Genomic DNA, 23,435 nt, shown 5'->3' with positions numbered 1-23,435 from the left:
CCTACGCCAGTGGGGGCGCCATTATCCCGTCAACCCTAATGGAGCAGTGCCGCCACCTCGTGCCGTGTGACCTCACACGACGACTCCGCCGAGTCGGCCGAGCAGCACCGACAGGCTGAGGAAGAGGGCGGCCGAGACGCAGAGCCCAGTGAAGTACAGGGCGATGCCCACGAGCAGGCCGCGACGACGGCCCAGCATGAACGCGGCCGCGAAGCAGCCGAACGGCGCGAGGAACGCGACCGCCATGACCACCCAACCGCCCGCGGTGAACGAGAGTCCGATGCCGAGCAACTGCACGACGCTCTCGACGACCTCCCACACGTCGTAGGCGTAGAACAGGCCGAACACGACCGCGAGGGTGACGGTCAGCCACATGGGCAGCTTCGATGTGCCAAAGACCCCGGTGACGACGGATACCTCGGGCTCGGTGTACTCCGCGCTCATACAGCTACCCCCAGGATGAACGGCATGGGTGCGAGCACGACGACTCCGACGATGAGCCAGACGAGACGAGAGCGCATGCCCGCCGTGGCCCGCAGCGCAAGGAGGAACCAGCACGGTGCGGCGAGCACCGCGAGCCATAGCCCGAGTGCGTACATGAAATCGCCGACGATACTGGTGCCCGGCGTGCTCGTGCGCAACGCGGTGATGATCCACCCGATCGTGTAGAGCAGGTAGACGCCGCCCAGCACCCCGAGCACGACGAGCTCGACCGAGCCCGTCTGCCCAGCGGCATCCGGCCCCTGGTGCTGCTCGGACGCCTCGCCGACGTTCGCGTCGACGCCGGCGTGGGACTCGGACTCGGCGGGCGCAGGAGCGCCGACCGCCTTCCACCCCGGCGCCAAGGTCGGGTCGTCGTCGCCCTCCCAGCGCAGTGCGTCGTCGTCGGGCTCGCGGCTCATGTTCACCACACTAGCGACCGACGGCTCAGGCAACCGGCACGCACTTCCCGTCGACGCTCGGCAGCACGATGCCGAACTCGAAGTCGATCCGCGCGGAGTCGACGGCGCCCAGCGAACCGCCGCCGACCAACGGTTCGTCGTGAATGCGCTCGACCGTGCCGAGGCCCGCCGCGTGCCAGGCCGCGACGATGCGATCGGCGGCCGCGACGTTGCCCTCGGTGACCTCGCGATCGTGTTCGTCGCTCGTCGTGTCCGTGATCACTCCCGTCGTGAACTCGCCGTTCAGGCTCAGCTGGATGCCGCCGTCGCACGCCGTCTCGACGACGGCGAAGGGCGCAGCCGCCGACCACATCGCCGAGGGGCCGGCGGCCGCCCGGGCCGCGTCAGCGAGCGTGGCGAACTGTCGTCGCGCCTCGTCGAGCGACGGGATCGGGACGTCGGGCAGCACGGCTTCGTCGGCTTGGTCGGGACCGCCGGCCGGCATCCCGTCTTCGGGAATGAGGCTCGGGGCCGGCTCGGCGAGCGGCGGCGACGGCGGGGTCGTCGGCACCGAGGTGGTGATCATCGCCGCAGCCAGGCACGCGGTCAGCAGGTAGGCGCCCGCCCAGGTGACCACCGCCCGGCCGCGAGTCCGGAACGGCCCGAACGAAACGAGAAGTCCGCTGAGCCCCAGTGCGCCGGCCAACACGAGCAGAACGAACGCGGACGATTGCCCGGACCAGACGCCGCCCGCGGGAAACGACGAGGAGTCGGCACGGGTCAGCAGCACGAGCGCGAGCGTGCCAAGGGCGATCCCGAGTGCGAAGAGCAGTCGAATTGCCACGGGCCGCCAGCGCTCGAGCGGGTGCGCGAGTTCCTGGCGATGCGAGACCAGCGGTGCGATGAGCGCGGTCGGGACCCAGAGCCATCCCGCGATCGGCACCACCGCGCCGGCGAAGGTCGAGAACGCGATGAGCGCCGGGATCGAGAGCAGGAACCCGCCCGCCGGCACCGCGAACGCCTCGACACCGAGACGCCAGCGCAGCGCGCGACTCACTACGAGCATCGCTGCCGCTCCGACCCCACCCGCCGCGGCAGCCGACGGAAGCATCAGCCACAGGGGGCCGATGAAGAACAGGAGCGGCAGCGCGAGGCCGAGCATGAAGAAGCCGGCGGCGCCGATACCTCCGATGAGGATGCTGCGTGCCACGAGCTGCGCGGCCGCACGAAGAATGCCGTCGGCGCTGAGGTCGCGCGGCAGCCGCACCGGTATCGGCGGCGGCGCGATGGTCATCGCATCGCCACGGTCGCGGCCGCGACGGCCGCGCGTACGAGGCCCGGATCGGTCACGTCGAACCCGTCGACGCCCCCGCCGGGTCCGCTCACTCCGCCTCGAGTCGTCGTGCCCCGCGCCGACAGGTGCACGGCGTCCACGCCCGCTGCAGCGATCTCGGCGATGTCGGCGATGCGCACCCCGCCGCCCGCCATGACCTCGAGTGCGCCGGATCCGGCGGCCATCAGTCGCAGCGCTGCGAGCCCGGTTCGACAGTCGGATGCTCCGCCAGAGGTGAGCACTCGGCGCACGCCGAGTTCCTCGAGAGCTGCGACCGAGGCCCGAGGGTCGGCACTCGCGTCGACGGCGCGGTGCACCGTCACGTCGCCGCCGGATGCCGCATCGACGAAACGTCGAATGGCCGGTAGGTCGAGGTCACCGGCGTCGGTGAGCGCACCCACGACGACCCCGTCGGCACCGTGAGCGAAGGCCGCACGGATGTCGCGCTCGATCGTGTCGAGTTCATCGGAGTCGTACGCGAAGCCGCCGCCGCGCGGGCGAACGAGGACGTGCACGAATCCGGGCATCGAGGCGTCGAGCGACGCGGCTGCTGCGGCCTCGATCAGCCCCGCGGACGGGGTCAACCCGCCAAGCCCGAGCGCCTGGCAGAGCTCGACACGGGTGGCACCCGCCGTCAGTGCGATGCGCACTCCCGCGACATCCTGGACCGCGATCTCGACGGGGAGGGTTCCTGACATTCCCGATACGCTACCGGTTTCGGACTCAGAACACCGGAGCGCCGTTTCGAACAAGCCGCCAGTTCACGACGTGGAAGGTCGCCGGGTCGATCGTGCCGGCCGCCGAGGCATACGAGACGATCGCCTCGCGGATGGCGACTTGAGCGTTGTACACGACCGGCGCGGTCGCGATGTGCGGGAAACCGCCGCCTCCGGACTGCCGATAGTTGTTGATGGCGACGAGGAACTGCTGCCCGGCCGTGACCGGTGCTCCCTCGAACGAGAGCCCCGTGATGCGCGATCCCACCGGCCGCGAGAGGTCGACGTCGTAGACGATGCCCGAGAACTGGTCGTAGTTGTAGTCGGGCGTCGTCGGCGATTCGGGGTTCGGCCACGGCGCGTTGGTCCAGCTTGCGGGGTCGACCGCGGCATCCGGGGCGACCTGCCTGAAGTACTTCGCCGAGAACTCGAGGTAGTCCTTCAGTTGCGCACCCGTCAGCACCGAGGCCATGAGGGTGTTGTCGTAGATGTAGAGGCCCGCGACGTCCTTGATCGTGACCGGGCCGGCCGGGAAGCTCGCGGCGCGATTGAACGGCGCGGCGATCGAGATGATCGGCAGGGATGCCTCGGGGCTGCCCGCGACCGCGGCAGCGACCGTCGCCGTCTGCACCTCGTTGACGTAGTCGAGTATGGCCGTGTCCTTCCAACACGCCTCGGCGGCCGACATCACCTCGGTCGAGTTCGCGACCGCGGTGTTCATGTACGTGACGACCGCATCGTGCTGATCGCGCACGAGGGCGACGAACGCAGGATCGTCGACGACCGTGTTGGTGTTGACCGTCATCGCACGGCTCTGCGCGACCCGCCAGCTACCGCGCGCGAACTCGAGCTGCAGGTCGAAGACGCTGACCCGCTGCCCCCAGTTCTTCGGCTCGCTCATGATGACCCGCTTGCGGGTCTTGAGATTCGTGACGAAGCGCTCCGGCACCTCGAGGTGCGCGTGGCCGAAGAGGATCGCGTCGATGCCGGGCACCTGCTCGGCGACGAGCGCCGCCGCATTCTCGACGGGGAGATCGCCCGAGTACGAGGAGGTGCCGCTGTCGCCCGAGTGCGCGCTCACGACGACGATGTCGGCGCCCTCCGAGCGCATGACGGGCACCCACCGCGCGGCCGCCTCGACGAGCCCCTGCACCTCCAGCGCGCCCTCGACGTTGGCCTCGTCCCAGATGACGACGCCGGGGTTGGTGAGGCCGAGCACGCCCACGCGGATCGGCGGCCGGCCCTTCACCTTCATCCTCGTGATCGTGTACGGCCGGAACCTCGGCACCTTCGTGCCGGCGTGCACGGCGTTCGCCGCGAGCACGGGCGCGTCCATCTGCGAGATCCAGTGGTCGAGGAATTCGAGGCCGTAGTTGAACTCGTGGTTTCCGAGGGCGACGGCGTCGTAGCCGAGGGCGTTCATCTGCGCGGCCATCGGGTGGATCGCACCGGTCTCGGTGACGGGTTCGACGGTCGCGTAGTAGAAGCCGAGTGGCGTGCCCTGGATCGTGTCGCCCGCGTCGAAGAGCAGGGTCCTGTCGCGACCCCGGTCGGCGCGGATCTGCTTCACGACGCTCGCGACGCGGGCGAGGCCGACGGCGTTGCCCGCACTGTCGCTGTAGCCCGCGTCCTTGTAGTAGTCCCAGTTGACGACGTTCGAGTGCAGGTCGGAGGTGCCCATGATCGTGATGGTCACGGACTTTCCGCCGGGGGTGGCATGGGCGGCGCCTGGCCAGCCGACCGCCGCGAGGGCGCCGGCAGCGGACATGCCGACGAGGACGTTTCGTCGTGAGAACCCTGAGCACACAGGCGCGACATCATCGTCGGGCGCGGCGCACGAGCACCAGCGAGGGGCGGGTTCGGTGTGGCGGTGTGTGAGTTCGCTCATGGCACCACATGCGACCACAACTCCGGCCCCGACGACAAGAGGCCGACGATGAATTCGTCGTGCTCATTCGCGCACGACGACGAACGTCCCGCCGCGAAACTCCGGGACGGGACGTTCGTGGTGTCGATGGCGCTCGAGCGGGCGACCTCGACCGCGGTGACGCGCCTTAGCGCGCGACCTCGCCGTCGGACTGGGCCGGACGAAGTCCAGCGCAGCATCAGCGCAGTGTCGTTTGACGACTGCGTCGACGGCGCAGGGCCGCGCTTTAGCGCGCGACCTCGCCGTCGGACTGGGCCGGACGAAGTCCGGCGCAGCATCAGCGCAGTGTCGTTTGACGACTGCGTCGACGGCGCAGGGCCGCGCTTTAGCGCGCGACCTCGCCGTCGACGTAGTCGTCGTCGTTCGAAGCGTTCCAGGCGAAGAGCTTGCGGAGCTCGCGGCCGGTTGCTTCGATCGGGTGCGCCTCGCCCTTCGCGCGGAGCTCGAGGAACTCGGGGGCACCGGCATCCTGGTCGGCGATGAACCGCTCGGCGAACGCGCCCGACTGGATGTCGGCGAGCACGGCCTTCATGTTCTCCTTGACGTGCGGGTCGATGACACGCGGGCCCGAGACGTAGTCGCCGTACTCGGCCGTGTCGGAGACCGACCAGCGCTGCTTGGCGATGCCGCCCTCCCACATGAGGTCGACGATGAGCTTCAGCTCGTGCAGCACCTCGAAGTACGCGACCTGCGGCTGGTAGCCGGCCTCGGTGAGAGTCTCGAAGCCGTACTGCACGAGCTGCGAGACGCCGCCGCAGAGCACGGCCTGCTCACCGAACAGGTCGGTCTCGGTCTCTTCGGTGAAGGTCGTCTTGATGCCGCCGGCACGCAGACCGCCGATGGCCTTGGCGTACGAGAGCACGAGCGGCCAGGCATTGCCCGAGGCATCCTTCTCGACGGCGACGATCACGGGAACGCCGCGACCGGCCTCGTACTCACGGCGCACCGTGTGGCCGGGGCCCTTCGGTGCGACCATGATCACGTCGACGCCCTCGGGGGCCTCGATGTAGCCGAAGCGGATGTTGAAGCCGTGACCGAAGACGAGGGCCTTGCCCTCTGCGAGGTTGTCCTTGATGGACTCCGCGTAGATGTGGCGCTGGTACTGGTCGGGCGCGAGGATGACGATGACGTCGGCGGATGCCGCGGCATCGGCGACGCTCAGCACCTCGAAGCCGGCCTCTTCGGCCTTCGGCTTCGACTTCGAACCCTCCTTGAGTCCGATGACGACCTCGACGCCCGAATCACGAAGGTTCTGCGCGTGCGCGTGGCCCTGCGAACCGTAGCCGATGACAGCGACCTTCTTGCTCTGGATGAGCGCGAGGTCGGCGTCCTTGTCGTAGTAGATCTCAGCCATTTGCTGTTCTTTCTCCTTGTGTCCCGCTCCCTGAGTCTGTCGAAGGGAGCTTGTCGGTCTCGGTCCCTGAGCCTGTCGAAGGGTCGACGAGTTCAGGGAACGATTCTGGTCAGTTCTTGAAGACGCGTTCGGTGATGGACTTGCCCCCGCGGCCGATCGCGAGAAGGCCCGACTGGGCGATCTCCTTGATGCCGTAGGGCTCGAGCACCTTGAGGAACGCAGTGGTCTTGCCCGAATCGCCCGTGACCTCGATCACGACCGCGTCGGTCGAGACGTCGACGACGCGAGCACGGAAGAGGTTCACGGCTTCGAGCACTTGCGAGCGGGTGGTGTTGTCGACGCGCACCTTGATCAGCAGGTGCTCGCGGTGCACCGACTGGTTCGGGTCGAGCTCCACGATCTTGATGACGTTGATGAGTTTGTTGAGTTGCTTGGTGACTTGCTCGAGCGGCAGTTCCTCGACGTCGACGACGACCGTGATGCGACTGAGTCCGTCGATCTCGGAGTGGCCGACGGCGAGGCTCTCGATGTTGAAGCCGCGCCGGGCGAAGAGACCTGCCACTCGGGTGAGCAGGCCCGGCTTGTCCTCCACGAGGAGGGAGAGAACGTGGGTCGACATGTCTTAGTCCTCCTCGGAGAATGCCGGCGAGTGATCGCGTGCGTACTGGACGTAGCTGTTCGAGACGCCCTGCGGCACCATCGGCCAGACCATCGCGTCAGCGGACACGACGAAGTCGATGACGACGGGGCGGTCGTTGGTCTCGAGGGCCAGCTTGATCGCGTCGTCGATCTCCTCCTCTTTCGTGACCCGGATGCCGAGTGCACCGTATGCCTCGGCGAGTGCCACGAAGTCGGGGATGCGCACAGTGTCGTGTCCGGTGTTCAGGTCGGTGTTCGAGTACCGGCCGTTGTAGAACAGCGTCTGCCACTGGCGCACCATGCCGAGTGAGGAATTGTTGATGATCGCGACCTTGATGGGGATGTTGTTCAAGGTGCAGGTCGCGAGCTCCTGATTCGTCATCTGGAAGCATCCGTCGCCGTCGATCGCCCAGACCACCCGGTCGGGCTCGGCCACCTTCGCGCCCATCGCGGCCGGAACCGCGTAGCCCATCGTGCCGGCGCCGCCGGAATTCAGCCAGGAGTTGGGCCGCTCGTACTTGATGAACTGCGCCGCCCACATCTGGTGTTGGCCGACACCCGCGGCGTAGATACCCTCAGGCCCGGTGAGCTCACCGATGCGCTGGATGACCTGCTGGGGTGCGAGCAAGCCGTCGGACGGCGTCGAGTACCCGAGTGGAAACTCCGCCCGCAGGCCGTCGAGCGTGGCCCACCATTCGCTGAGGTCGCTGGCGACGCCACCGGTGATCTCGGCGTAGGCGGTGTTGAGGTCGACGAGCACGTCTTTCGCATCGCCGACGATCGGCACGTCGGCGACGCGGATCTTCGAGATCTCCGCAGGATCGATGTCGACGTGCACGACCTTCGCGTTGGGTGCGAAGAGCGCGGCCTTACCGGTGACGCGGTCATCGAAGCGCGCGCCGAGCGCGATGAGGAGGTCAGCCTCTTGCAGGGCGATCACCGCGGGCACCGTGCCGTGCATGCCGGGCATGCCGAGTTGCTGCTGGTGAGAGTCGGGGAACGCACCCCTCGCCATGAGCGTGGTGACGACCGGGGCGTTCGTTGCCTCGGCGAACGTGAGCAGCTCTGCAGATGCGCCCGAGCGGATGACTCCGCCACCGACGTAGAGCACCGGGCGCTTCGCCTCGGCGAGCATCTGCGCCGCCGCGGCGACCTGCTTGCCGTGCGCCTTCATGATCGGACGGTAGCCGGGTAGATCGAGCTTCGGCGGCCAACGGAACGGTGCGGTCGCCTGCTGCGCGTCTTTCGTGATGTCGACGAGCACTGGACCGGGCCGGCCGGTGGAGGCGATGTGCGCCGCCGCCGCGATGGTCGCCGGAATCTCGGCGGGATCCTTCACGAGGAACGAGTGCTTCGTGATGGGCATCGTGATGCCGACGATGTCGGCCTCCTGGAAGGCATCCGTGCCCATGAGGTTCGAGAACACCTGTCCGGTGATCGCGAGCAGCGGTACGGAGTCCATGTGCGCGTCGGCGATGGCGGTGACGAGGTTCGTCGCCCCGGGGCCGGATGTCGCGATGGTGACGCCGAGCTTGCCCGACGACGAGGCGTAGCCCTCAGCAGCGTGCCCGGCGCCCTGTTCGTGGCGCACGAGGATGTGGCGGAGCTTCTTGCTGTCGAGCAGTGGGTCGTAGACGGGGAGGATCGCACCGCCGGGCAGGCCGAACACGTCGGTGATGCCGAGCATCTCGAGAGAGCGCACGACGGCTTGAGCACCGGTGAGCTGTTCGGGGACGCCGGAGGATGGCACTGCAGCGGGCGATGGCACGGGGTTGGATTCCGTGGTCATTCGGTTCCTGTTCTGGTGGACGGTGTGTGCGGGAAGCGCAGCACTCAGCCCGTCGTGGCGCCTTCTGCGGCGGAACGCACGAGCTTCGAGTACTTCGCGAGGACGCCACGGGTATAGCGCGGGGGAAGCGGAGCCCAGCCTTCACGGCGGGCAGCCAGCTCGGCATCGTCGACCAGTAGGTCGATGGAACGAGCTGCGATATCGACCCGTATGAGATCACCATCGCGCACGAAGGCGATGGGACCTGCGTCCACCGCTTCGGGTGCCAGATGGCCGATGCAGAGGCCGGTTGTGCCGCCTGAGAATCGACCGTCCGTCAAGAGTAGTACATCTTTTCCGAGGCCCGCGCCCTTGATGGCGGCGGTGATGGCGAGCATCTCGCGCATGCCGGGCCCGCCCTTGGGGCCCTCGTAGCGGATCACGACGACGTCGCCGTGCTTGATCTCGCCCTCAGTGAGGGCGTCCATCGCATCGCGTTCGCGTTCGAACACGCGCGCCGGACCCTCGAACGTCGCCGCATCGAAGCCTGCTGTCTTCACGACCGCGCCCTCGGGGGCGAGCGAGCCGTGCAGGATCGTGAGCCCGCCGGTCTCGTGGATCGGGTTGTCGAGTGTGCGCAGCACCTCGCCGTCGAGCGGCTCGATGTCCATCTCGGCGAGGTTCTCTGCGAGGGTCTTGCCCGTCACGGTGAGCGCGTCACCGTGCATGAGGCCGGCGTCGAGGAGTGCCTTCATGAGCACGGGGAGCCCGCCGCGGCGGTCGACGTCGTTCATGACGTATTTGCCGAAGGGCTTGAGGTCGCCGATGTGCGGCACCTTCGAGCCGATGCGGTTGAAGTCGTCGAGCGTGAGGTCGACCTCGGCCTCGTGCGCGATCGCGAGCAGGTGCAGCACGATGTTGGTCGAGCCGCCGAGGGCCATGCCGACGGCGATGGCGTTCTCGAACGCCTTCTTGGTGAGGATCTGACGGGCCGTGATGCCGTGCCTCAGCAGGTTCACGACGGCTTCGCCCGAGCGGTGCGCGTAGTAGTCGCGCCGGCGGTCGGCGGACGCCGGTGAGGCCGAACCCGGCAGTGACAGCCCGAGCGCTTCGGCGACCGAGGCCATGGTGTTCGCCGTGTACATGCCGCCGCAGGCACCCTCGCCCGGGGCGAAGGCGCACTCGATGCGCTTCGCATCGGCCTCGCTCATCGTGCCGGCCTTGACGGCGCCGACCGCTTCGAACGAGTCGATGATCGTGATGTCTTTCTCGGTGCCGTCGGAGAGACGCACCCAGCCCGGCGCGATGGAGCCGGCGTAGAGGAAGACCGAGGCGAGGTCGAGTCGGGCAGCCGCCATGAGCATTCCGGGGATCGACTTGTCGCAACCGGCGAGCAGCACCGAGCCGTCGAGGCGTTCGGCCTGCATGACGACCTCGACCGAGTCGGCGATGACCTCGCGGGAGACGAGGGAGAAGTGCATGCCCTCGTGGCCCATCGAGATGCCATCGGAGACGGAGACCGTGCCGAACTGCAGCGGGTACCCGCCGCCGCCGTGCACACCCTCTTTCGCAGCCTGAGCGAGGCGGCCGAGCGAGAGGTTGCAGGGAGTGATCTCGTTCCAGGACGACGCGATGCCGATCTGCGGCTTGTCCCAATCGGCATCTCCCATGCCGACGGCGCGGAGCATGCCCCGGCTCGTCATGGCTTCGATGCCGTCGGTGACGGTGCGGCTACGCGGTTTGGGATCGATCTCCGACATGCATCGAGTCTATGGCCAGCGCGACGGGCCCCCGCGCGCCGTGTCACGGGCATCGGCGAGGTGCTCGAGGAGGTCGGCGACGTCTTCGGGGCTGCGCACGCGATGGGTGGCGAGCGACCTTCCCTGGCCCACTTTCACGCCGAGGTCGTCGGACTCGAGAACGGCGAACGCGTCTTCGTCGGTGATGTCGTCGCCGACGTAGACCACTGCGCTGGCACCCGAGTGCTGACGGAGTCGCGTGAGCGCTTCTCCCTTGTCGCTCGGGCGCACCGAGAATTCGAGCACCCCCTTGCCGCTGCGCACCGTCAGCTCGGGAATCTCCGACTCCACACGCTCTCGCGCAGCACGCTGCAGCTCGACGGCCGTCGCGGGGGCCACCTTGCGGGTGTGCAGTGCGAGGCCCGCCGGCTTCCACTCCACCCACGCGCCCTCCGCACCGGACGCGACCTCTTCGAGGATGCGCGTGAGGTGCTCGAGCGCGGCGAGTTCGGCATCGCGCAGGTCGATCGTCACGCCACCGGTGTCGAGCTGCAGTTCGACGCCGTGCGAGCCGCTGAGCAGTGCGCCCTGCGGCGGATCCGCGACCTTGCGGAGGCTCTCGAGTGCACGACCCGAGACGATCGCCACCCTCGTGTCGTCGATGGCCGCAAGCCGTTCGATCGCGGCGCGTGCACGATTGGTCGCTCGCGCATCGTCGGGTCGATCGACGAGCGGGGCGAGCGTGCCGTCGAAGTCGAGTGCGACGAGTAGTCGGTCGGTGGTGGAGATGCGCATGATCGCGGCGTCGAGGCTCTCTGGAACACCCGACGCGATGATGCCCGCGCCGGTCAATGTCTTCAGGAACGTCGCCGACCACTTGGCCACATCGTTCTCCCGCACACGCTTGCGGAGTGCCCGCATGCGGCGGGCGCGTTCCTTTCGGGGCATCCGCGCCGCCTCGACCATCGCATCTTTCAAGCCCTCGATGTCGTGCGGGTTCACCAGCACTGCCTGCCGCAGCTCGTCGGACGCACCGGTGAACTCGCTCAGCACGAGCACGCCGTCATCGTCGAAGCTGCAGGCGACGAACTCTTTCGCGACGAGGTTCATGCCGTCGCGGAGCGCGGTCACGAGCATGACGTCGGCGGCGAGGTAGAGGGCGACCATCTCTTCACGCGGGTAACCGTGGTGCAGGTAGGTGATGGCCTGGTGGCCGAGGGTCGAGTGGTCGCCGTTGAGGCGTCCGACCATGAGCTCGATCTCGTCGCGCAACTGCCGGTACGTCTCGACGCGTTCGCGCGATGGGCTCGCGACCTGCACGAGCGTGACGTCTTCGACCGAGAGGCGGCCGTCGCGCAGGAGCTCGCCGAACGCCTTCAGCCGGTGCCGGATGCCCTTCGTGTAGTCGAGCCGGTCGACACCCAGCATGATCGTCTCGGGGTTGCCGAGGCTCTCACGGATCTCATGGGCGCGCGCCTGCACTTCGGGTCGGCGTGCGATCTCTTCGAAGCCGGCCGCGTCGATGGAGATCGGGAACTGGCGGGCGACGACATGACGCACATCTCCGTCGGGGCCGGGCACGTCGATGACGCTGCCACGGGTCGCGTAGCCGAACAATCGGCGCACCGCGCGGGTGAAGTTGCCGGCGTCTGCGGCGCGTTGGAAGCCGATGACGTCGGCGCCGAGCAGTCCGTCGATGACCTGACGTCGCCATGGCAGTTGCGAGTAGATGCCATATGCCGGAAACGGGATGTGATTGAAGAATCCGATGACGAGGTCGGGGCGTTTCTCGCGCAGCATCCGCGGCACCAATTGCAGTTGGTAGTCGTGCACCCAGACGACCGCACCGTCGGATGCCGCGCGCGCGGCGGCCTCGGCGAAGCGACGGTTGACCCGCACATAGGCATCCCACCACTCGCGGTGGAACGAGGGCGGCGCGATGACATCGTGGTACAGCGGCCACAGGGTGTCGTTCGAGAAGCCCTCGTAGTACTCCTCGAGCTCCGACTCGGACAGCGGCACGGGGATGATGTTGATGCCGTCGTATTCGAACGGATCGAACTCCCGGTCGGCGACGCCGGCCCAGCCGATCCACGCTCCGTCTGCAGCGCGCATGACCGGTTCGAGCGCGGTGACGAGCCCGCCCGGTGAGCTCTTCCACCCGGTCTCGCCGTCGGGGCCGCGTTCGTAGTCGACCGGTAGCCGGTTCGAGATCACGATCATGTCGTAGGCGGCGTCGACGTAGAGCTCGTCGCCTGTGAGTTCAGGGGCGTGCATGGCGGGTGTCCCTCCTGGCGCTTCACTCAGGCTAACAGTCGCCCGTCTCGCACTCAGGCGGCGATCCAGGGCGGCGGGCCGGGCGCGGCGGCGCCCGGCCTGCAAATCAGCCCAGCGCGGCGGCCGCGAAGCCGATCGAGCGGATGCCGCGGCGCCGACCCACCACGATGGCGGTGCCGATCACGCCGACGACACCGAAGAGCGCGAGCATTCCAGCAGCCATCGCCACTGCTCCCCCGGCTGCGCCCGAGACGATGAGCTGCATACCCTGCACCGCCCAGGTCAGCGGCAGGAACGGGCTGATCGCCTGGAACGGCCCGCTCAGCACCTCGATCGGGTAGAGACCGCCGGATGCGGTGAGTTGCAGCGCGACGAGCACGAGCGAGACGAGCAGGCCCGCGCGTCCGAGCCACACCGTGAGGAAGGCGTGCAACGACGTGAACGCGAGCGCGAGCAGCGCCGCGAACGCGAGGGTCTGCGGCAGCAGGCTCCAGGCAACGCCCATAGTGCCGTGCAGGAGCAGCACGACGGAGACGGCCTGCGCGAGGGCGAGGAGTCCGGCGCGAGCGAGCGTGCGCCAGACGAGGCCGCCCGTCGACGCCGTGCTGCGCAGCGCTTCGCGCCCGAACGGGCGGAACACGAGGAAGAGCGCCATCGCGCCGAGCCAGAGCCCGATCGGCACGAACAGCATACCGATCACCTCGCCGATGCCCGCGATCTCGTGATCGCGGGTGGCGTCGACCGTCACAGGCTCGGCTACCACGTCGGCGGTTGCTGCGCTGTCGATGTCGGTGAGCGCCTTCGCACTCTCGGCACCGGAGGTGAGGCCGGTTGCGAGAGTGTTCGCGCCGCCCGCGAGGTCTGTCGCTCCGGTCGCCGCATCCGCTGCGCCGGTCGAGAGCTGGCCGAGGCCGACCGCGAGTTCGTCGACGCCGGTCGCCAGGCCGCTCGCCCCCTCGCTGATGCCGCTCGAGCCGCCGGAGAGCGCCGCGGCGCCGCCCGAGAGTTGGGAGATGCCGCCCTGAACCCCGTCGATGCCGCTGCGGGTTCCGGCTGCAAGCTGCTGACCGGAAGTCGCCATGGTCGTCAGACCGTCGAGCGTGCCTTGGATGCGCCCAATGGCTTCGTCGACCCGGGGCTTGAGCTCGGGCTGATCGATCGCCAACTGGGTGAGCTGGGCGATCAGCGGCGTCGTGCCCGTCTCCACCTGGGCGACACCCGCGGCGATGCCGCCGACGTACTGGTCCCAGCCGGCGGAGAGCCCGTCGAGCTGTGCAGCTTGCGCATCGAGTTGAGCGAGCCCACTCGCGATGCCGTCGACGCCCTCGGTGTACTGCGCGACGCCATCGGCGTACGTGTCGGCACCGTTCGCGGCCTCCGTCGCGCCCGACGCCGCCGTTGCGACGCCGCTCGAGAGTGTGCCGAGCCCGCCCGCAAGGGCGCCTGCCCCCGTCGAGAGCTGGGTCGCGCCGTCGGCGGCGTCGCCGAGCGAGCCGCCCATCACCGCGAGATTCGTGTAGAAGCCCTCGAGGTACTGCGCGGTGAGCGCGCGGCCGAACGTCGTCGACATGGCATCGCCCACCGACTGGGCGACGGATCCGGCGAGGTAGCCGTGCGCATCGTCGGTGCGGATGTCGAGGTTCGCCTTCGTGGGCGTCTGACCCGAGAGGGAGGTCACCGACTTGGAGAAGTCCGCGGGAATCGTCAGCACCGCGTAGGCGTCGCCTGAAGCGAGGAGGTCGGCCGCCTCTTCGTCGTTGGAGATCTTCCACTGGAACCCGGCGGTGTCGGGGTCGCTCAGTTCGGTCACCAATTGGCGGCCGGCCAGCACGGGCTGGTCGGTGCCGTCGGGCAGGGTCATCGTCACCATCTCGTCGTTGTTCACGACGACGGCGGGGATCTGCTCGAGGTTGTCGCCGGCGCCGCCGAGCGCGCCGGAGACGAGCCCGGAGACAGCGAGCGGCACCGCGATGACCGCGGCGACCAGCACGCCATAGCGCACGCGGCGCTGCACGGGCGTCGAGCCGAAGAGTTGGGAGAGTCGAGTGCTCATCGGAGTGCCTCCAGGGTGTCTGAGACGGGTTCGAGGGTACGGATGCCGCGAGCGGCGAATTCTGGCGAGATCGCAGGTGAAACGGCCGAAGGCCCGAGGCCCACGATCGTCGTGACCTGGGAGGGCACGAGCACGGCGAGGGCGCGCCACAGCTCACCGCTGGCTGATCCGGGATCGTCGTCGAGGTCGATCACGAGGGCTTTCGGGCGTTCGGCGAGCGCGGCCGCGACCGCCACGAGGATGCGCGCCTCCACACCGAGCCCGGCGAGCGGGGTGTCGGCGGTGAAGCGCGGCCCGTCGGGGCCGTGGCCCGCGGCGTCCGCCGCCCGCACCACCCACGACTGCACGAGGGTGTTCGACGGAGCGAGCCGGTACCAGGGGCGAGTGGCATCGAGGCGTCGGGCGATGAGTTCACCGACCGTGCCGCCCGGCGAGGCATCCGCTGCGACCTCGGCGATCGCGACGCCGCGCATGACGGTGCCGGCGTCTGAGGGCAGGGGGGAACCGAGCACGGCGAGGCGACCGTCGACCGGGTCGAGGCGCCCCGCGAGAGTTGCAGCGACGACGCGCCGATCGACCGTCTCTCCGCGCACGACGAGCACGCCGCCGACGGGAACCTCGACGGAGAGCGGACCGATTCGCCGTTCGGGCAGGCCGAACACGGCGTCGTCGGCGTTGACCGCCGCAGGGTGTGCGGCCGCCCATGCCTCCTGGTCGAGGTGGGCGCGCAGTCCCTCGCCTTCGATGTCGACGTTCGGCAGCGCTTTCGCAAGCCAGTTCGGCAGCCACCACGCGGCCTTGCCTGCGAGGGCCATCGCGGCGGGCACGAGGGTCATGCGCACGAGGAAGGCGTCGAAGGCGACACCGACGGCGAGAGCGAAGGCGATGCCCTTGATCACCCCAGAGCCTTCGGGCACGAAGGCGAAGAAGACGAAGAACATGATGAGCGCTGCCGCGGTGACGACCCGGGCGGCGTGCTGGAAGCCGTGCACGACGGCCTTGCGGGCGTCCCGGTTCTTCACGAACTCTTCACGCATGCCCGACACGAGGAACACCTCGTAATCCATCGCGAGGCCGAACAACACGGCCATGAGCAGGATCGGCAGGAAGCTCAGGATCGGGCCCGGCTCGACGTGCAGGAGGTCGGCGAACCACCCCCATTGGAAGATCGCGACGGTGACGCCGATGGCGCCGAACGCAGAGAGCAGGAATCCGAGGGCGGCCTTGATGGGCACGAACACCGATCGGAACACCATGAGCAGCAGCACGATCGAGAGCCCGACCACGATGAGGGCGAACGGAATGAGCGCGTCGGCGAGTCGGTTGGAGATGTCGATCGCGACGGCCGTGTAGCCGGTCACCGCGATGGGGGTGCCGAGGTCGGCGCTGATCGAGGGCTCGAGATCGCGGATGTTCTCGACGAGCACCTTGGTCTCAGGAGCATCCGGAGCACTCTCGGGGATGACCTGGATGATCGCCGTGTCGACCGTCGCGTTGGGCAGGCCTGCGCCGACGTAGGCGACGTCGTCGAGTTCGTCGATGCGCGCGCCGATGGTGTCGAGGTCGCCGAAGATGTCGGTCGTCTGAGTGATGTCGACGGTCACGATGAGCGGTCCGTTGTAGCCCGGCCCGAAGCCGTTCTCGATCATCTCGTAGGCCTCGCGCTGGCTGGATCCCTCGGTCCCCGATCCGTTCGGAAGATTCAGGTCGAGGCTCGCCGCCGGAATCGCCGCGGCGCCCAGCAGTCCGACCACGAGCACTACGAACACGACGGGCGCCTTCAGCACGAGGTCGACCCAGCGGCGACCCAGAGTGCGCTTGCCGCTGTCGTCATCGGCGTTGGCGCGGCGATACGCCCGACTCCCGGGTTTCGGGATGAGGCGGCGCCCGAACACGCCGAGCAGCGCGGGCAGGAGCGTGACGGCGCCGGCCACCGCGATGAGCACGGCGAAGGCGGCGCCGACGCCCATCACGCTGAGGAACGGGATGCCGACGACGAGCAGTCCGAGCAGCGCGATGATCACGGTCAAGCCCGCGAAGACGACGGCCCCGCCCGCGGTCGCGACCGCCTCGGCGGCGCTCTCCTCGGGATCTTCCCCGCGCGCGAGTTGGTTTCGATGGCGCGACAGGATGAAGAGGGCGTAGTCGATGCCCACCGCAAGGCCGATCATGACCGCGAGCATCGGCGCCGTCGACGACACCGTCGCGAACGCCGCGACGATCGAGATTCCGCCGAACGCTGCACCGACACCGACGAGTGCGGTCAGTAGCGGCATACCCGCAGCGAGCAGCGAGCCGAAAGTGATGATGAGCACCACGGCGGCGAACAGTACGCCGAAGACCTCGGTGAGCGTGAGCCCGAAGCTCGTCTCCTGGAAGACGTCGCCGCCGAAGGCGACCGTGAGCCCGGCGTCGCGGCCGAGTTCACCTGCGGCCGTCACCTCGTCGAGCGATTCCGCCGTGACATCCGTGACCGGTCCGTCGAACTGCAGCTGGATGTAGGCGGTGCGGCCGTCGCCGGAGATCTGGTCGCCCGCGTACTCGTCGAACGGACCGAGCACACTCGCGACCCCGTCGACCTGCTCGATCTCAGCCTCCATCGACTCGATCGCGTCGCGGAACGAGTCGGACTCGACGGTTGCGCCGTCGGGCGCCTCGACGACGGCCTTCGCCGACGCACCCGCGGTCTCGGGGAAGACGGCGGCGAGCTGGTCGATCGCGGTCTGCGACTCGGTGCCGGGAATCGCGAAGGAGTCCTGCAGCTGACCGCCGAGTCCGATGCCCGCACCGAGGAGCGCGCCGAGCGCGAGCACCCACGCGGCGATGACGTACCAGGCGCGGCGGAAGGCGAAGCGGCCGATGCGGTGGAGGAGCAGTGCCATGGGCGGGCCTATCGGGTCGGGCGGCCGTCGGCCGTCAGCAGGAGTTCGGAGAGCACGGAGATGAGGGCGTCGCGCACGTCTTCATCGGGGATCTTCTGGTCATCGTCGAGGAAGGTCGCACCGGCCACGAGCGTGTAGGTGGCGCCGGCGAGCGCGACGCTGAAACGCATCTGCTCGGCGATGGACGCGTCGTCTTCGCAGATCGAGTCGGCGAGACCGCGAATGGCGATGTTGGCGCGTTCGATCACGGGTAGGCCGCGCAGCGACTGGCCCTGGTTGACGAAGGTGTGCACCGCGAGCCGGTTGCCGAGCAGGAAGTCGACGAAGCGCTCGATGAATACGGCGCGGGCCGTCCCCGTGCGCCCTCCCGCGACGAAGTCGCGGAGCAGGGTCTCGAGCAGGTCGATGGCCGGGCCGATGGCCGCCTCGAGCAGGGCCTCTTTCGACGCGTAGTGGTAGAGCACGCTCGACTTCGAGTACCCGGCCTGGTCGGCGATCTGCTGCAGAGAGCTCGCGGCGAAGCCGACGGTGGCGAACTGTTCGAGGGCGACCTGGCGCAGCTCATCGCTGGCGCGCACGCGGGACGGCACGAGTGCTTCGTTGGGCATGCCTCCACGATAATTGACCGATCGGTCAGCTTCTGCACGATCGGTCAGTTTCACGGATGTCTCCCAGCCCGGCGATACCAGACGGTAGCGTTGCGGCATGCGCAAGTACCTGTTCAGCGGAGCCGTGATCGGCGCCATCTTCAGCGGCATCGGCGTCGTGCGGGCGACCGCGTCGGGCCCCCGCGACTGGCGCCTGCTGCTCATGTGGGTGTCGTGGGCGGCGAGCCTCGCGATCGCGATCGGCACGGTCGCCGACGAGACGAAGCAAGGCGAACTCGGCGAATAGTTTCACCGCCCGCGGGTTGCGCGGCGTGTCATTGGCGATCCGCAACGCCGTACCCGAAACTGGGACGAACGACCCGAAACGATCCCACCGAGAGGGGCCACGATGTTCCGCCGCTGGCGCCGTGCACGGCTTGCCGCTCAGGCCTCCGCCCATGTTGCCGCCCAGACGCCGCGCCCTTCCGCGGCCGATCTTCGGGGTGAGCACATCTTCGATCTCCTGAACACGAGGTTGTCCGAGTTCATCGGCCCGGGCGGCGGCTGGTCGCTCGTGCGCAAGTCCGATGGCGACACCGATCGCATCTTCCACGCGATGCTGACCCACCAGATCGCGGGCGAACTGACCCGCGCCATCCTCGAAGAGCGTGACTCAGTCGCCGTCGTCGTGCCGGCCGGTGAAGAGACCCTCGCGCTCGGCTGGGAGCCCGCGCCGCTCATCGTCTGGGCCGACCCCGTCGAGACGTCGGCGCCCGCCGATGTGCTCATCGTCGAGGCATCCGCCGATTTCGAAACCGCCGATTTCGAATCCGCCGATTTCGAAACCGCCGATTTCGAATCCGCAGACGTCGAGGCCGCCGCCCTGCCGACGATCGGCGCGGCCACCGCGCTCGAGGCCCGCGCCGCCTGAGGCCCCTGCGGGTTGAGTCTGCCGAAACGCGTTTCGACAAGCTCAACCGGCAGCTTCGATCACGCTGGTCCAAGATCGACCCGTGATTCTTGTACGGCTGAGCCGACGAGCGTCACCGCCTCCCTCGTAACGTGATTTCCGGGCAACAGCCCGCACGCCACGAGAGGGGACCCGATGAGCTCCGCCCACAGCACGACCTCGAGCGACACCGCCGCGAACGAGGCGCCCGCGTCGCGCCCGCGTCGCAGCACCGCACGCGACCTCGCGCAGATCGCCGTCTTCGCCGCACTCATCGCCGCACTCACTCTGCCGGGCGCGATCCCCCTCGGCTTCGGTGTGCCGATCACCCTGCAGACCCTCGGCGTGATGCTCGCCGGCGCGATCCTCGGCGCCCGCAAGGGCACCCTCGCCGTCACCGTCTACGTCGCACTCGGCCTCGCCGGCCTGCCGATCCTCGCCGGCGGCGCCGCCGGCCTCGGGACCCTCGCCGGACCGACGGGCGGGTTCCTGCTCGGCTTCATCCCCGGTGCATTCGTCATCGGCTGGTTCGTGGAACGCTTCGCACCGAAGCTGCCATTCTGGTCGCTGCTCGTCGCGAGCCTGGTCGGCGGCGTGCTCGTCGTCTACCTCGTCGGCATCCCGTGGTTCGCGGTCGTGACCGGCATGCCTGTCGGCGGCGCGATCGCGGCGATGTCCCCGTTCCTGATCGGCGACGTCGCGAAGGCCGTCGTGACGGCCATCGTCGCGGCCGGCGTGCACCGCGCCTGGCCCGGCCTCATCACCGCGCGCCCGTGGCCGTGGGCCCGCCACGTCGCTGCATCCGACACCGTGGCCGCCGACGCCGTGGCATCCGACGCTGCTGCCGCCCCGGAGTCGCCCGCCGCATGAGTGAGATCGTCTTCGACCACGTCACGCACCGCTACGACGGCGAGGCGGTGCTGAGCGACGTCTCGCTCCGCCTCACCGAGCGGCGCATCGGCGTGGTCGGGGCGAACGGCTCGGGCAAGTCGACGCTCGCCCGCCTGGTGAACGGACTCGTCACACCCAGCACCGGCCGGGTGAGCGTCGACGGTCTCGACGTCGCACGCAACGGTCGCGACGTGCGGCGCAGGGTGGGCTTCGTCTTCACGAACCCCGACAACCAGATCGTCATGCCGACAGTGCGCGAAGATGTCGCGTTCTCCCTACGGCGGCTTCGGCTGAGCGCAGCGGATGCCGCGGCGCGCGTCGACGGTGCACTCGAGCGCTTCGGACTCACCGAGCTCGCCGACCGCCCGGCGCACCGCCTCTCGGGCGGGCAGAAGCAACTGCTCGCCCTCGCCGCCGTGCTCGTGATGCGACCCGCGGTCGTCGTCGCCGACGAGCCGACGACACTCCTCGATGCGCGGAACGCAGCGCTCGTCGAACGGCACTTCGCCGAGCTCGACGAGCAGCTCATCGTCGTCACCCATCGGCTCGAAGCCGTTGCCGAGTTCGACCGTGTGCTCGTCGTCGAGCACGGTCGCATCATCGCCGATGACGTGCCGTCGGTCGCCCTCGACGCGTATCGGGCGCTCATCTCATGATCGGCCCGACTCTCACGAACGGAGCGACGTGATCGGCGCGTACTTCGCGGGCGACTCGTTGCTGCATCGCACGCCGGCGGGTGCGAAACTCGTGGGGCTCGCGGCATCGGTCATCGTGATCGCATTGCTCCCGGCCTGGTGGATGCTCGCCATCGCGCTCCTTGTCGTGTTCGCCGGCTTCGCGCTCGCGCAGATACCGTCTCGCCTCGCGCTGCGCCAGCTCGTGCCCGTGCTCTGGATCCTCGCAATCGCCGCGCCGCTGAACGCGCTCTTCTCCGGGTGGGAATCGGCACTCGTCATGTCGATGCGACTCGCGGCGTGCGTCGCCCTCGCGGCCCTCGTGACGCTGACCACCAAGGTCTCGGCGATCCTCGACGCCGTGCAGCGTGGGCTCCGCCCCTTCGGATCGCGCGTCGACGCCGACCGGGTCGGCATCGTGCTGGCGATGACCATCAGGGCGGTGCCGCTCATGGCCGAGATCGTGCGCGCGGTGCTCGAAGCTCGCAAGGCGCGCGGTGCCGAGGGATCCCTCCGCGCCGTTGCGGTTCCGGTCGTCGTACGGGCGCTGCAGACGGCCGATGCGATGGGCGAAGCCCTCGTCGCCCGCGGCTTCGACGACTGATTCGGCGTCGCCGGGGCGGCCAGCGCCCGCTCTCAGAACATGAAAAAGCCCCGAACCCGGCGAGAGGTTCGAGGCTTAATCGTGCACCCCCTGGGACTTGAACCCAGAACCCACTGATTAAGAGTCAGTTGCTCTGCCGATTGAGCTAGAGGTGCATGCTTTCGCATGTCGAAGTTCGGATTTTTCAGCAACCCGAACCGAGGAACCACGTTATCAGGAGAACCCGCGGTTGCACCAATCGGGTCCGGAATCGGCGCGTCGCGGTCCCGGCGCGACATGCCGGTAGCCTGAACGACGTGACCGATGCCGACGCCAACGACCTCGCCGCCGAACTCGCGCTCGCCCTCGAACTCGCCGAATTGGCCGATGCAGTCTCCCTCGCGAGATTCCGTGCGATCGACCTCGACGTGCAGACGAAGCCCGACCGCTCCCCCGTGACCGAGGCCGATCTCGCGGTCGAACGCGCGATTCGCGATCGCATCGCCGAGGCCCGCCCCGGTGACGGCATCCTCGGCGAGGAGTTCGGCACCGAGGGCGAGAGCACCCGGCAGTGGATCATCGACCCGATCGACGGCACCGCCAACTTTCTGCGCGGCGTGCCGGTGTGGGGCACGCTCATCGCGCTGGCCGTCGATGGCGTGCCGGTCGTCGGCGTCGCCTCCTCGCCCGCGATGGGCCGCCGCTGGTGGGCCGCGACGGGTCTGGGCGCATGGACGACGGGTTCGGCCGCCGAGGCCGGTGCCAGCGAGCAGGGCACGGATGCCGCGTCCGGCCCCTTCCCCGGTGCCAGGCGCCTTCGGGTCTCCGGCGTCGAGACGCTCTCCGACGCCGTCTTGAGCTTCCAGAGCATCGCGCAGTGGCGCGACGCTGGCTACCTCGACCGGCTCCTCTCGCTCGCCGAACGCGTCTGGCGCGACCGGGCCTACGGCGACCTCTGGTCGTACATGCTGCTCGCCGAAGGCCTCATCGACATCACAGGAGAGTTCGATGTGAAGCCGTTCGACCTCGCCGCGCTCATTCCGATCGTCGAGGAGGCGGGAGGGCGGTTCACCTCCATCAACGGTGAATCCGGACCGTGGCATGGCAGCGCCTTGGCCACGAACGGGTTGCTTCACGACGACGTTCTCGCGGCGCTCGACGGGAAGGCGTAGTCATGGAACTCTGCATCTTCACCGAGCCGCAGCAGGGCGCGAGCTACGACGACCAACTCGCGCAGGCGAGCGCGACCGAGCGGCTGGGCTTCGACGGCTGGTTCCGCTCCGACCACTACCTCGCGATGGACGACGCCGATCCGCTGCCCGGCCCCACCGACGCCTGGGTCACCCTCGCCGGCCTCGCGCGTGAGACCAGCCGCATCCGACTCGGCACGCTCGTCTCTTCGGCGACCTTCCGGCACCCGTCGGTGCTCGCGATCCAGGTCGCACAGGTCGATGCCATGTCGGGCGGCCGGGTCGAGCTCGGCCTCGGAACGGGATGGTTCGCCGAGGAGCACGAGGCCTACGGCATCCCGTTCCCGCCCAAGCGCTTCGGCATTCTCGAAGAGCAGCTCGAGGTCGTGACGGGCCTCTGGTCGACTCCGGTCGGCGAGCACTACGACTTCGCGGGCGAGCACTATCGTCTTGTGCACTCACCAGCCCTGCCGAAGCCCGCACAGTCGCCACTGCCGATCATCGTCGGCGGCGCCGGGCCGCGCCGCACACCGGCTATAGCCGCACGGTTCGCGAGCGAGTTCAACATCGGCTTCCGCGACGAGCACACCATCGCCGAGACGTTCGAGGGAGTGCGGCGTGCGTGCGAAGAACTCGGCCGCGACCCGGGTTCGATTCGCACAAGCGTCGCGTTGCCCGCTGTGGTCGCGACATCCGACGCGGAGTACCTGCGCCGTCTCGCCGCCATCGGTGCCGATCCCGACGACTTCGCCGAGGTCAACATCGCCGGATCCCCGGCCGCGGCCGTAGAGAAGTTGTTGCGCCTCCGCGACCTCGGCGCCGAGCGGGTCTACCTGCAGCTCGTCGACATGCGCGATCTCGAACACCTCGAGCTCATCGCCGCCGAGGTGGCACCGCACTTGCGCTGAACCGGCAAGCGGCGCGTTCCCGAGTCCCGCTATGCTGACAGCGAATCACCCGGATGAGGCGGGCGCCGGTGTGTGACGGCCCTC

The 23,435-nt window shown here is 68.8% G+C and carries 20 protein-coding genes and 1 tRNA gene; 7 read left to right on the top strand and 14 right to left on the bottom strand.

Annotated elements, in window-relative coordinates; all coding sequences use genetic code 11:
• Positions 1–72 precede the first annotated feature (72 nt).
• From AC1C2T_RS13380 to AC1C2T_RS13320, 13 genes are all read right to left on the bottom strand, one after another.
• Positions 73–444, bottom strand: coding sequence for a hypothetical protein (locus tag AC1C2T_RS13380; RefSeq protein ID WP_495385640.1), 372 nt, complete (start codon positions 442–444; stop codon positions 73–75).
• The gene (locus AC1C2T_RS13375; RefSeq protein WP_495385639.1) at positions 441–902 is read right to left on the bottom strand and encodes a DNA polymerase III subunit gamma/tau; all 462 of its coding nucleotides are present in this window, start codon (positions 900–902) and stop codon (positions 441–443) included. The genes AC1C2T_RS13380 and AC1C2T_RS13375 overlap by 4 nt, the downstream gene beginning before the upstream one ends.
• Positions 903–927: 25 nt before the next feature.
• Positions 928–2,175 carry a hypothetical protein gene (locus AC1C2T_RS13370; RefSeq protein WP_495385638.1) on the bottom strand — a complete coding sequence of 416 codons (1,248 nt, stop codon included), beginning with the start codon at positions 2,173–2,175 and terminating at the stop codon, positions 928–930.
• The gene (locus tag AC1C2T_RS13365) at positions 2,172–2,912 is read right to left on the bottom strand and encodes a copper homeostasis protein CutC (protein WP_495385637.1); all 741 of its coding nucleotides are present in this window, start codon (positions 2,910–2,912) and stop codon (positions 2,172–2,174) included. The genes AC1C2T_RS13370 and AC1C2T_RS13365 overlap by 4 nt, the downstream gene beginning before the upstream one ends.
• Before the next feature lie 25 nt (positions 2,913–2,937).
• On the bottom strand, positions 2,938–4,818 hold the full coding sequence (locus AC1C2T_RS13360) for a 5'-nucleotidase C-terminal domain-containing protein (RefSeq protein ID WP_495385636.1): 1,881 nt from the start codon (positions 4,816–4,818) through the stop codon (positions 2,938–2,940).
• Between the two features lie 364 nt (positions 4,819–5,182).
• Positions 5,183–6,211 (bottom strand): ketol-acid reductoisomerase, encoded by a 1,029-nt coding sequence (ilvC, locus tag AC1C2T_RS13355; RefSeq protein ID WP_495360501.1) that lies wholly within the window; start codon positions 6,209–6,211, stop codon positions 5,183–5,185.
• 109 nt (positions 6,212–6,320) lie between these two features.
• Positions 6,321–6,830: an acetolactate synthase small subunit gene (gene ilvN, locus AC1C2T_RS13350; RefSeq protein ID WP_495353574.1), complete on the bottom strand. Its 510-nt coding sequence runs from the start codon at positions 6,828–6,830 to the stop codon at positions 6,321–6,323.
• A gap of 3 nt (positions 6,831–6,833) precedes the next feature.
• Positions 6,834–8,639 carry an acetolactate synthase large subunit gene (locus AC1C2T_RS13345; protein WP_495385635.1) on the bottom strand — a complete coding sequence of 602 codons (1,806 nt, stop codon included), beginning with the start codon at positions 8,637–8,639 and terminating at the stop codon, positions 6,834–6,836.
• A 44-nt stretch (positions 8,640–8,683) separates the two neighbouring features.
• Complete coding sequence (ilvD, locus tag AC1C2T_RS13340; protein WP_495360503.1) at positions 8,684–10,378, bottom strand: dihydroxy-acid dehydratase; 1,695 nt, start codon at positions 10,376–10,378, stop codon at positions 8,684–8,686.
• Between the two features lie 9 nt (positions 10,379–10,387).
• On the bottom strand, positions 10,388–12,634 hold the full coding sequence (locus tag AC1C2T_RS13335; protein WP_495385634.1) for a bifunctional alpha,alpha-trehalose-phosphate synthase (UDP-forming)/trehalose-phosphatase: 2,247 nt from the start codon (positions 12,632–12,634) through the stop codon (positions 10,388–10,390).
• A 106-nt stretch (positions 12,635–12,740) separates the two neighbouring features.
• Positions 12,741–14,687, bottom strand: coding sequence for a YhgE/Pip family protein (locus AC1C2T_RS13330; protein ID WP_495385633.1), 1,947 nt, complete (start codon positions 14,685–14,687; stop codon positions 12,741–12,743).
• Complete coding sequence (locus AC1C2T_RS13325; protein WP_495385632.1) at positions 14,684–17,569, bottom strand: MMPL family transporter; 2,886 nt, start codon at positions 17,567–17,569, stop codon at positions 14,684–14,686. Before AC1C2T_RS13325 ends, AC1C2T_RS13330 begins: the two co-directional genes overlap by 4 nt.
• A gap of 8 nt (positions 17,570–17,577) precedes the next feature.
• Positions 17,578–18,177, bottom strand: coding sequence for a TetR/AcrR family transcriptional regulator (locus AC1C2T_RS13320; protein ID WP_495385631.1), 600 nt, complete (start codon positions 18,175–18,177; stop codon positions 17,578–17,580).
• A gap of 97 nt (positions 18,178–18,274) precedes the next feature.
• On the opposite strand from AC1C2T_RS13320, the gene AC1C2T_RS13315 reads away from it, so the two are divergent.
• The 5 genes from AC1C2T_RS13315 to AC1C2T_RS13295 all read left to right on the top strand — a co-directional run bounded on the left by AC1C2T_RS13315 (position 18,275) and on the right by AC1C2T_RS13295 (position 21,274).
• The gene (locus AC1C2T_RS13315; protein WP_495360508.1) at positions 18,275–18,463 is read left to right on the top strand and encodes a hypothetical protein; all 189 of its coding nucleotides are present in this window, start codon (positions 18,275–18,277) and stop codon (positions 18,461–18,463) included.
• Positions 18,464–18,565: 102 nt separating this feature from the next.
• The gene (locus tag AC1C2T_RS13310; protein ID WP_495385630.1) at positions 18,566–19,087 is read left to right on the top strand and encodes a hypothetical protein; all 522 of its coding nucleotides are present in this window, start codon (positions 18,566–18,568) and stop codon (positions 19,085–19,087) included.
• Between the two features lie 174 nt (positions 19,088–19,261).
• Entirely contained in the window at positions 19,262–19,975 is a 714-nt protein-coding gene (locus tag AC1C2T_RS13305) for a biotin transporter BioY (protein WP_495385629.1), read from the top strand.
• The gene (locus tag AC1C2T_RS13300; protein WP_495385628.1) at positions 19,972–20,652 is read left to right on the top strand and encodes an energy-coupling factor ABC transporter ATP-binding protein; all 681 of its coding nucleotides are present in this window, start codon (positions 19,972–19,974) and stop codon (positions 20,650–20,652) included. Before AC1C2T_RS13305 ends, AC1C2T_RS13300 begins: the two co-directional genes overlap by 4 nt.
• A gap of 28 nt (positions 20,653–20,680) precedes the next feature.
• Complete coding sequence (locus AC1C2T_RS13295; protein WP_495385627.1) at positions 20,681–21,274, top strand: energy-coupling factor transporter transmembrane component T family protein; 594 nt, start codon at positions 20,681–20,683, stop codon at positions 21,272–21,274.
• Between the two features lie 82 nt (positions 21,275–21,356).
• On the opposite strand, the gene AC1C2T_RS13290 is transcribed toward AC1C2T_RS13295, so the two are convergent.
• A tRNA-Lys gene (locus tag AC1C2T_RS13290) sits at positions 21,357–21,429 on the bottom strand.
• A 141-nt stretch (positions 21,430–21,570) separates the two neighbouring features.
• On the opposite strand from AC1C2T_RS13290, the gene AC1C2T_RS13285 reads away from it, so the two are divergent.
• On the top strand, positions 21,571–22,425 hold the full coding sequence (locus tag AC1C2T_RS13285) for an inositol monophosphatase family protein (RefSeq protein ID WP_495385626.1): 855 nt from the start codon (positions 21,571–21,573) through the stop codon (positions 22,423–22,425).
• Positions 22,426–22,427: 2 nt separating this feature from the next.
• A complete protein-coding gene (locus AC1C2T_RS13280; protein WP_495385625.1) occupies positions 22,428–23,351 on the top strand; it encodes an LLM class F420-dependent oxidoreductase in 924 nt (307 codons plus the stop codon).
• The last annotated feature ends 84 nt before the right edge of the window (positions 23,352–23,435 follow it).

The sequence above is a fragment of the Agromyces sp. Y558 genome (assembly GCF_059445415.1).
This window is presented reverse-complemented; position numbering and strand designations above follow the sequence as displayed.

Coding starts and splice junctions, on each gene's coding strand:
- AC1C2T_RS13380 (WP_495385640.1), bottom strand. CDS start 444: ATGAGCGCGGAGTACACCGAGCCCGAGGTATCCGTCGTCACCGGGGTC.
- AC1C2T_RS13375 (WP_495385639.1), bottom strand. CDS start 902: ATGAGCCGCGAGCCCGACGACGACGCACTGCGCTGGGAGGGCGACGAC.
- AC1C2T_RS13370 (WP_495385638.1), bottom strand. CDS start 2,175: ATGACCATCGCGCCGCCGCCGATACCGGTGCGGCTGCCGCGCGACCTC.
- AC1C2T_RS13365 (WP_495385637.1), bottom strand. CDS start 2,912: ATGTCAGGAACCCTCCCCGTCGAGATCGCGGTCCAGGATGTCGCGGGA.
- AC1C2T_RS13360 (WP_495385636.1), bottom strand. CDS start 4,818: ATGAGCGAACTCACACACCGCCACACCGAACCCGCCCCTCGCTGGTGC.
- ilvC (WP_495360501.1), bottom strand. CDS start 6,211: ATGGCTGAGATCTACTACGACAAGGACGCCGACCTCGCGCTCATCCAG.
- ilvN (WP_495353574.1), bottom strand. CDS start 6,830: ATGTCGACCCACGTTCTCTCCCTCCTCGTGGAGGACAAGCCGGGCCTG.
- AC1C2T_RS13345 (WP_495385635.1), bottom strand. CDS start 8,639: ATGACCACGGAATCCAACCCCGTGCCATCGCCCGCTGCAGTGCCATCC.
- ilvD (WP_495360503.1), bottom strand. CDS start 10,378: ATGTCGGAGATCGATCCCAAACCGCGTAGCCGCACCGTCACCGACGGC.
- AC1C2T_RS13335 (WP_495385634.1), bottom strand. CDS start 12,634: ATGCACGCCCCTGAACTCACAGGCGACGAGCTCTACGTCGACGCCGCC.
- AC1C2T_RS13330 (WP_495385633.1), bottom strand. CDS start 14,687: ATGAGCACTCGACTCTCCCAACTCTTCGGCTCGACGCCCGTGCAGCGC.
- AC1C2T_RS13325 (WP_495385632.1), bottom strand. CDS start 17,569: ATGGCACTGCTCCTCCACCGCATCGGCCGCTTCGCCTTCCGCCGCGCC.
- AC1C2T_RS13320 (WP_495385631.1), bottom strand. CDS start 18,177: ATGCCCAACGAAGCACTCGTGCCGTCCCGCGTGCGCGCCAGCGATGAG.
- AC1C2T_RS13315 (WP_495360508.1), top strand. CDS start 18,275: ATGCGCAAGTACCTGTTCAGCGGAGCCGTGATCGGCGCCATCTTCAGC.
- AC1C2T_RS13310 (WP_495385630.1), top strand. CDS start 18,566: ATGTTCCGCCGCTGGCGCCGTGCACGGCTTGCCGCTCAGGCCTCCGCC.
- AC1C2T_RS13305 (WP_495385629.1), top strand. CDS start 19,262: ATGAGCTCCGCCCACAGCACGACCTCGAGCGACACCGCCGCGAACGAG.
- AC1C2T_RS13300 (WP_495385628.1), top strand. CDS start 19,972: ATGAGTGAGATCGTCTTCGACCACGTCACGCACCGCTACGACGGCGAG.
- AC1C2T_RS13280 (WP_495385625.1), top strand. CDS start 22,428: ATGGAACTCTGCATCTTCACCGAGCCGCAGCAGGGCGCGAGCTACGAC.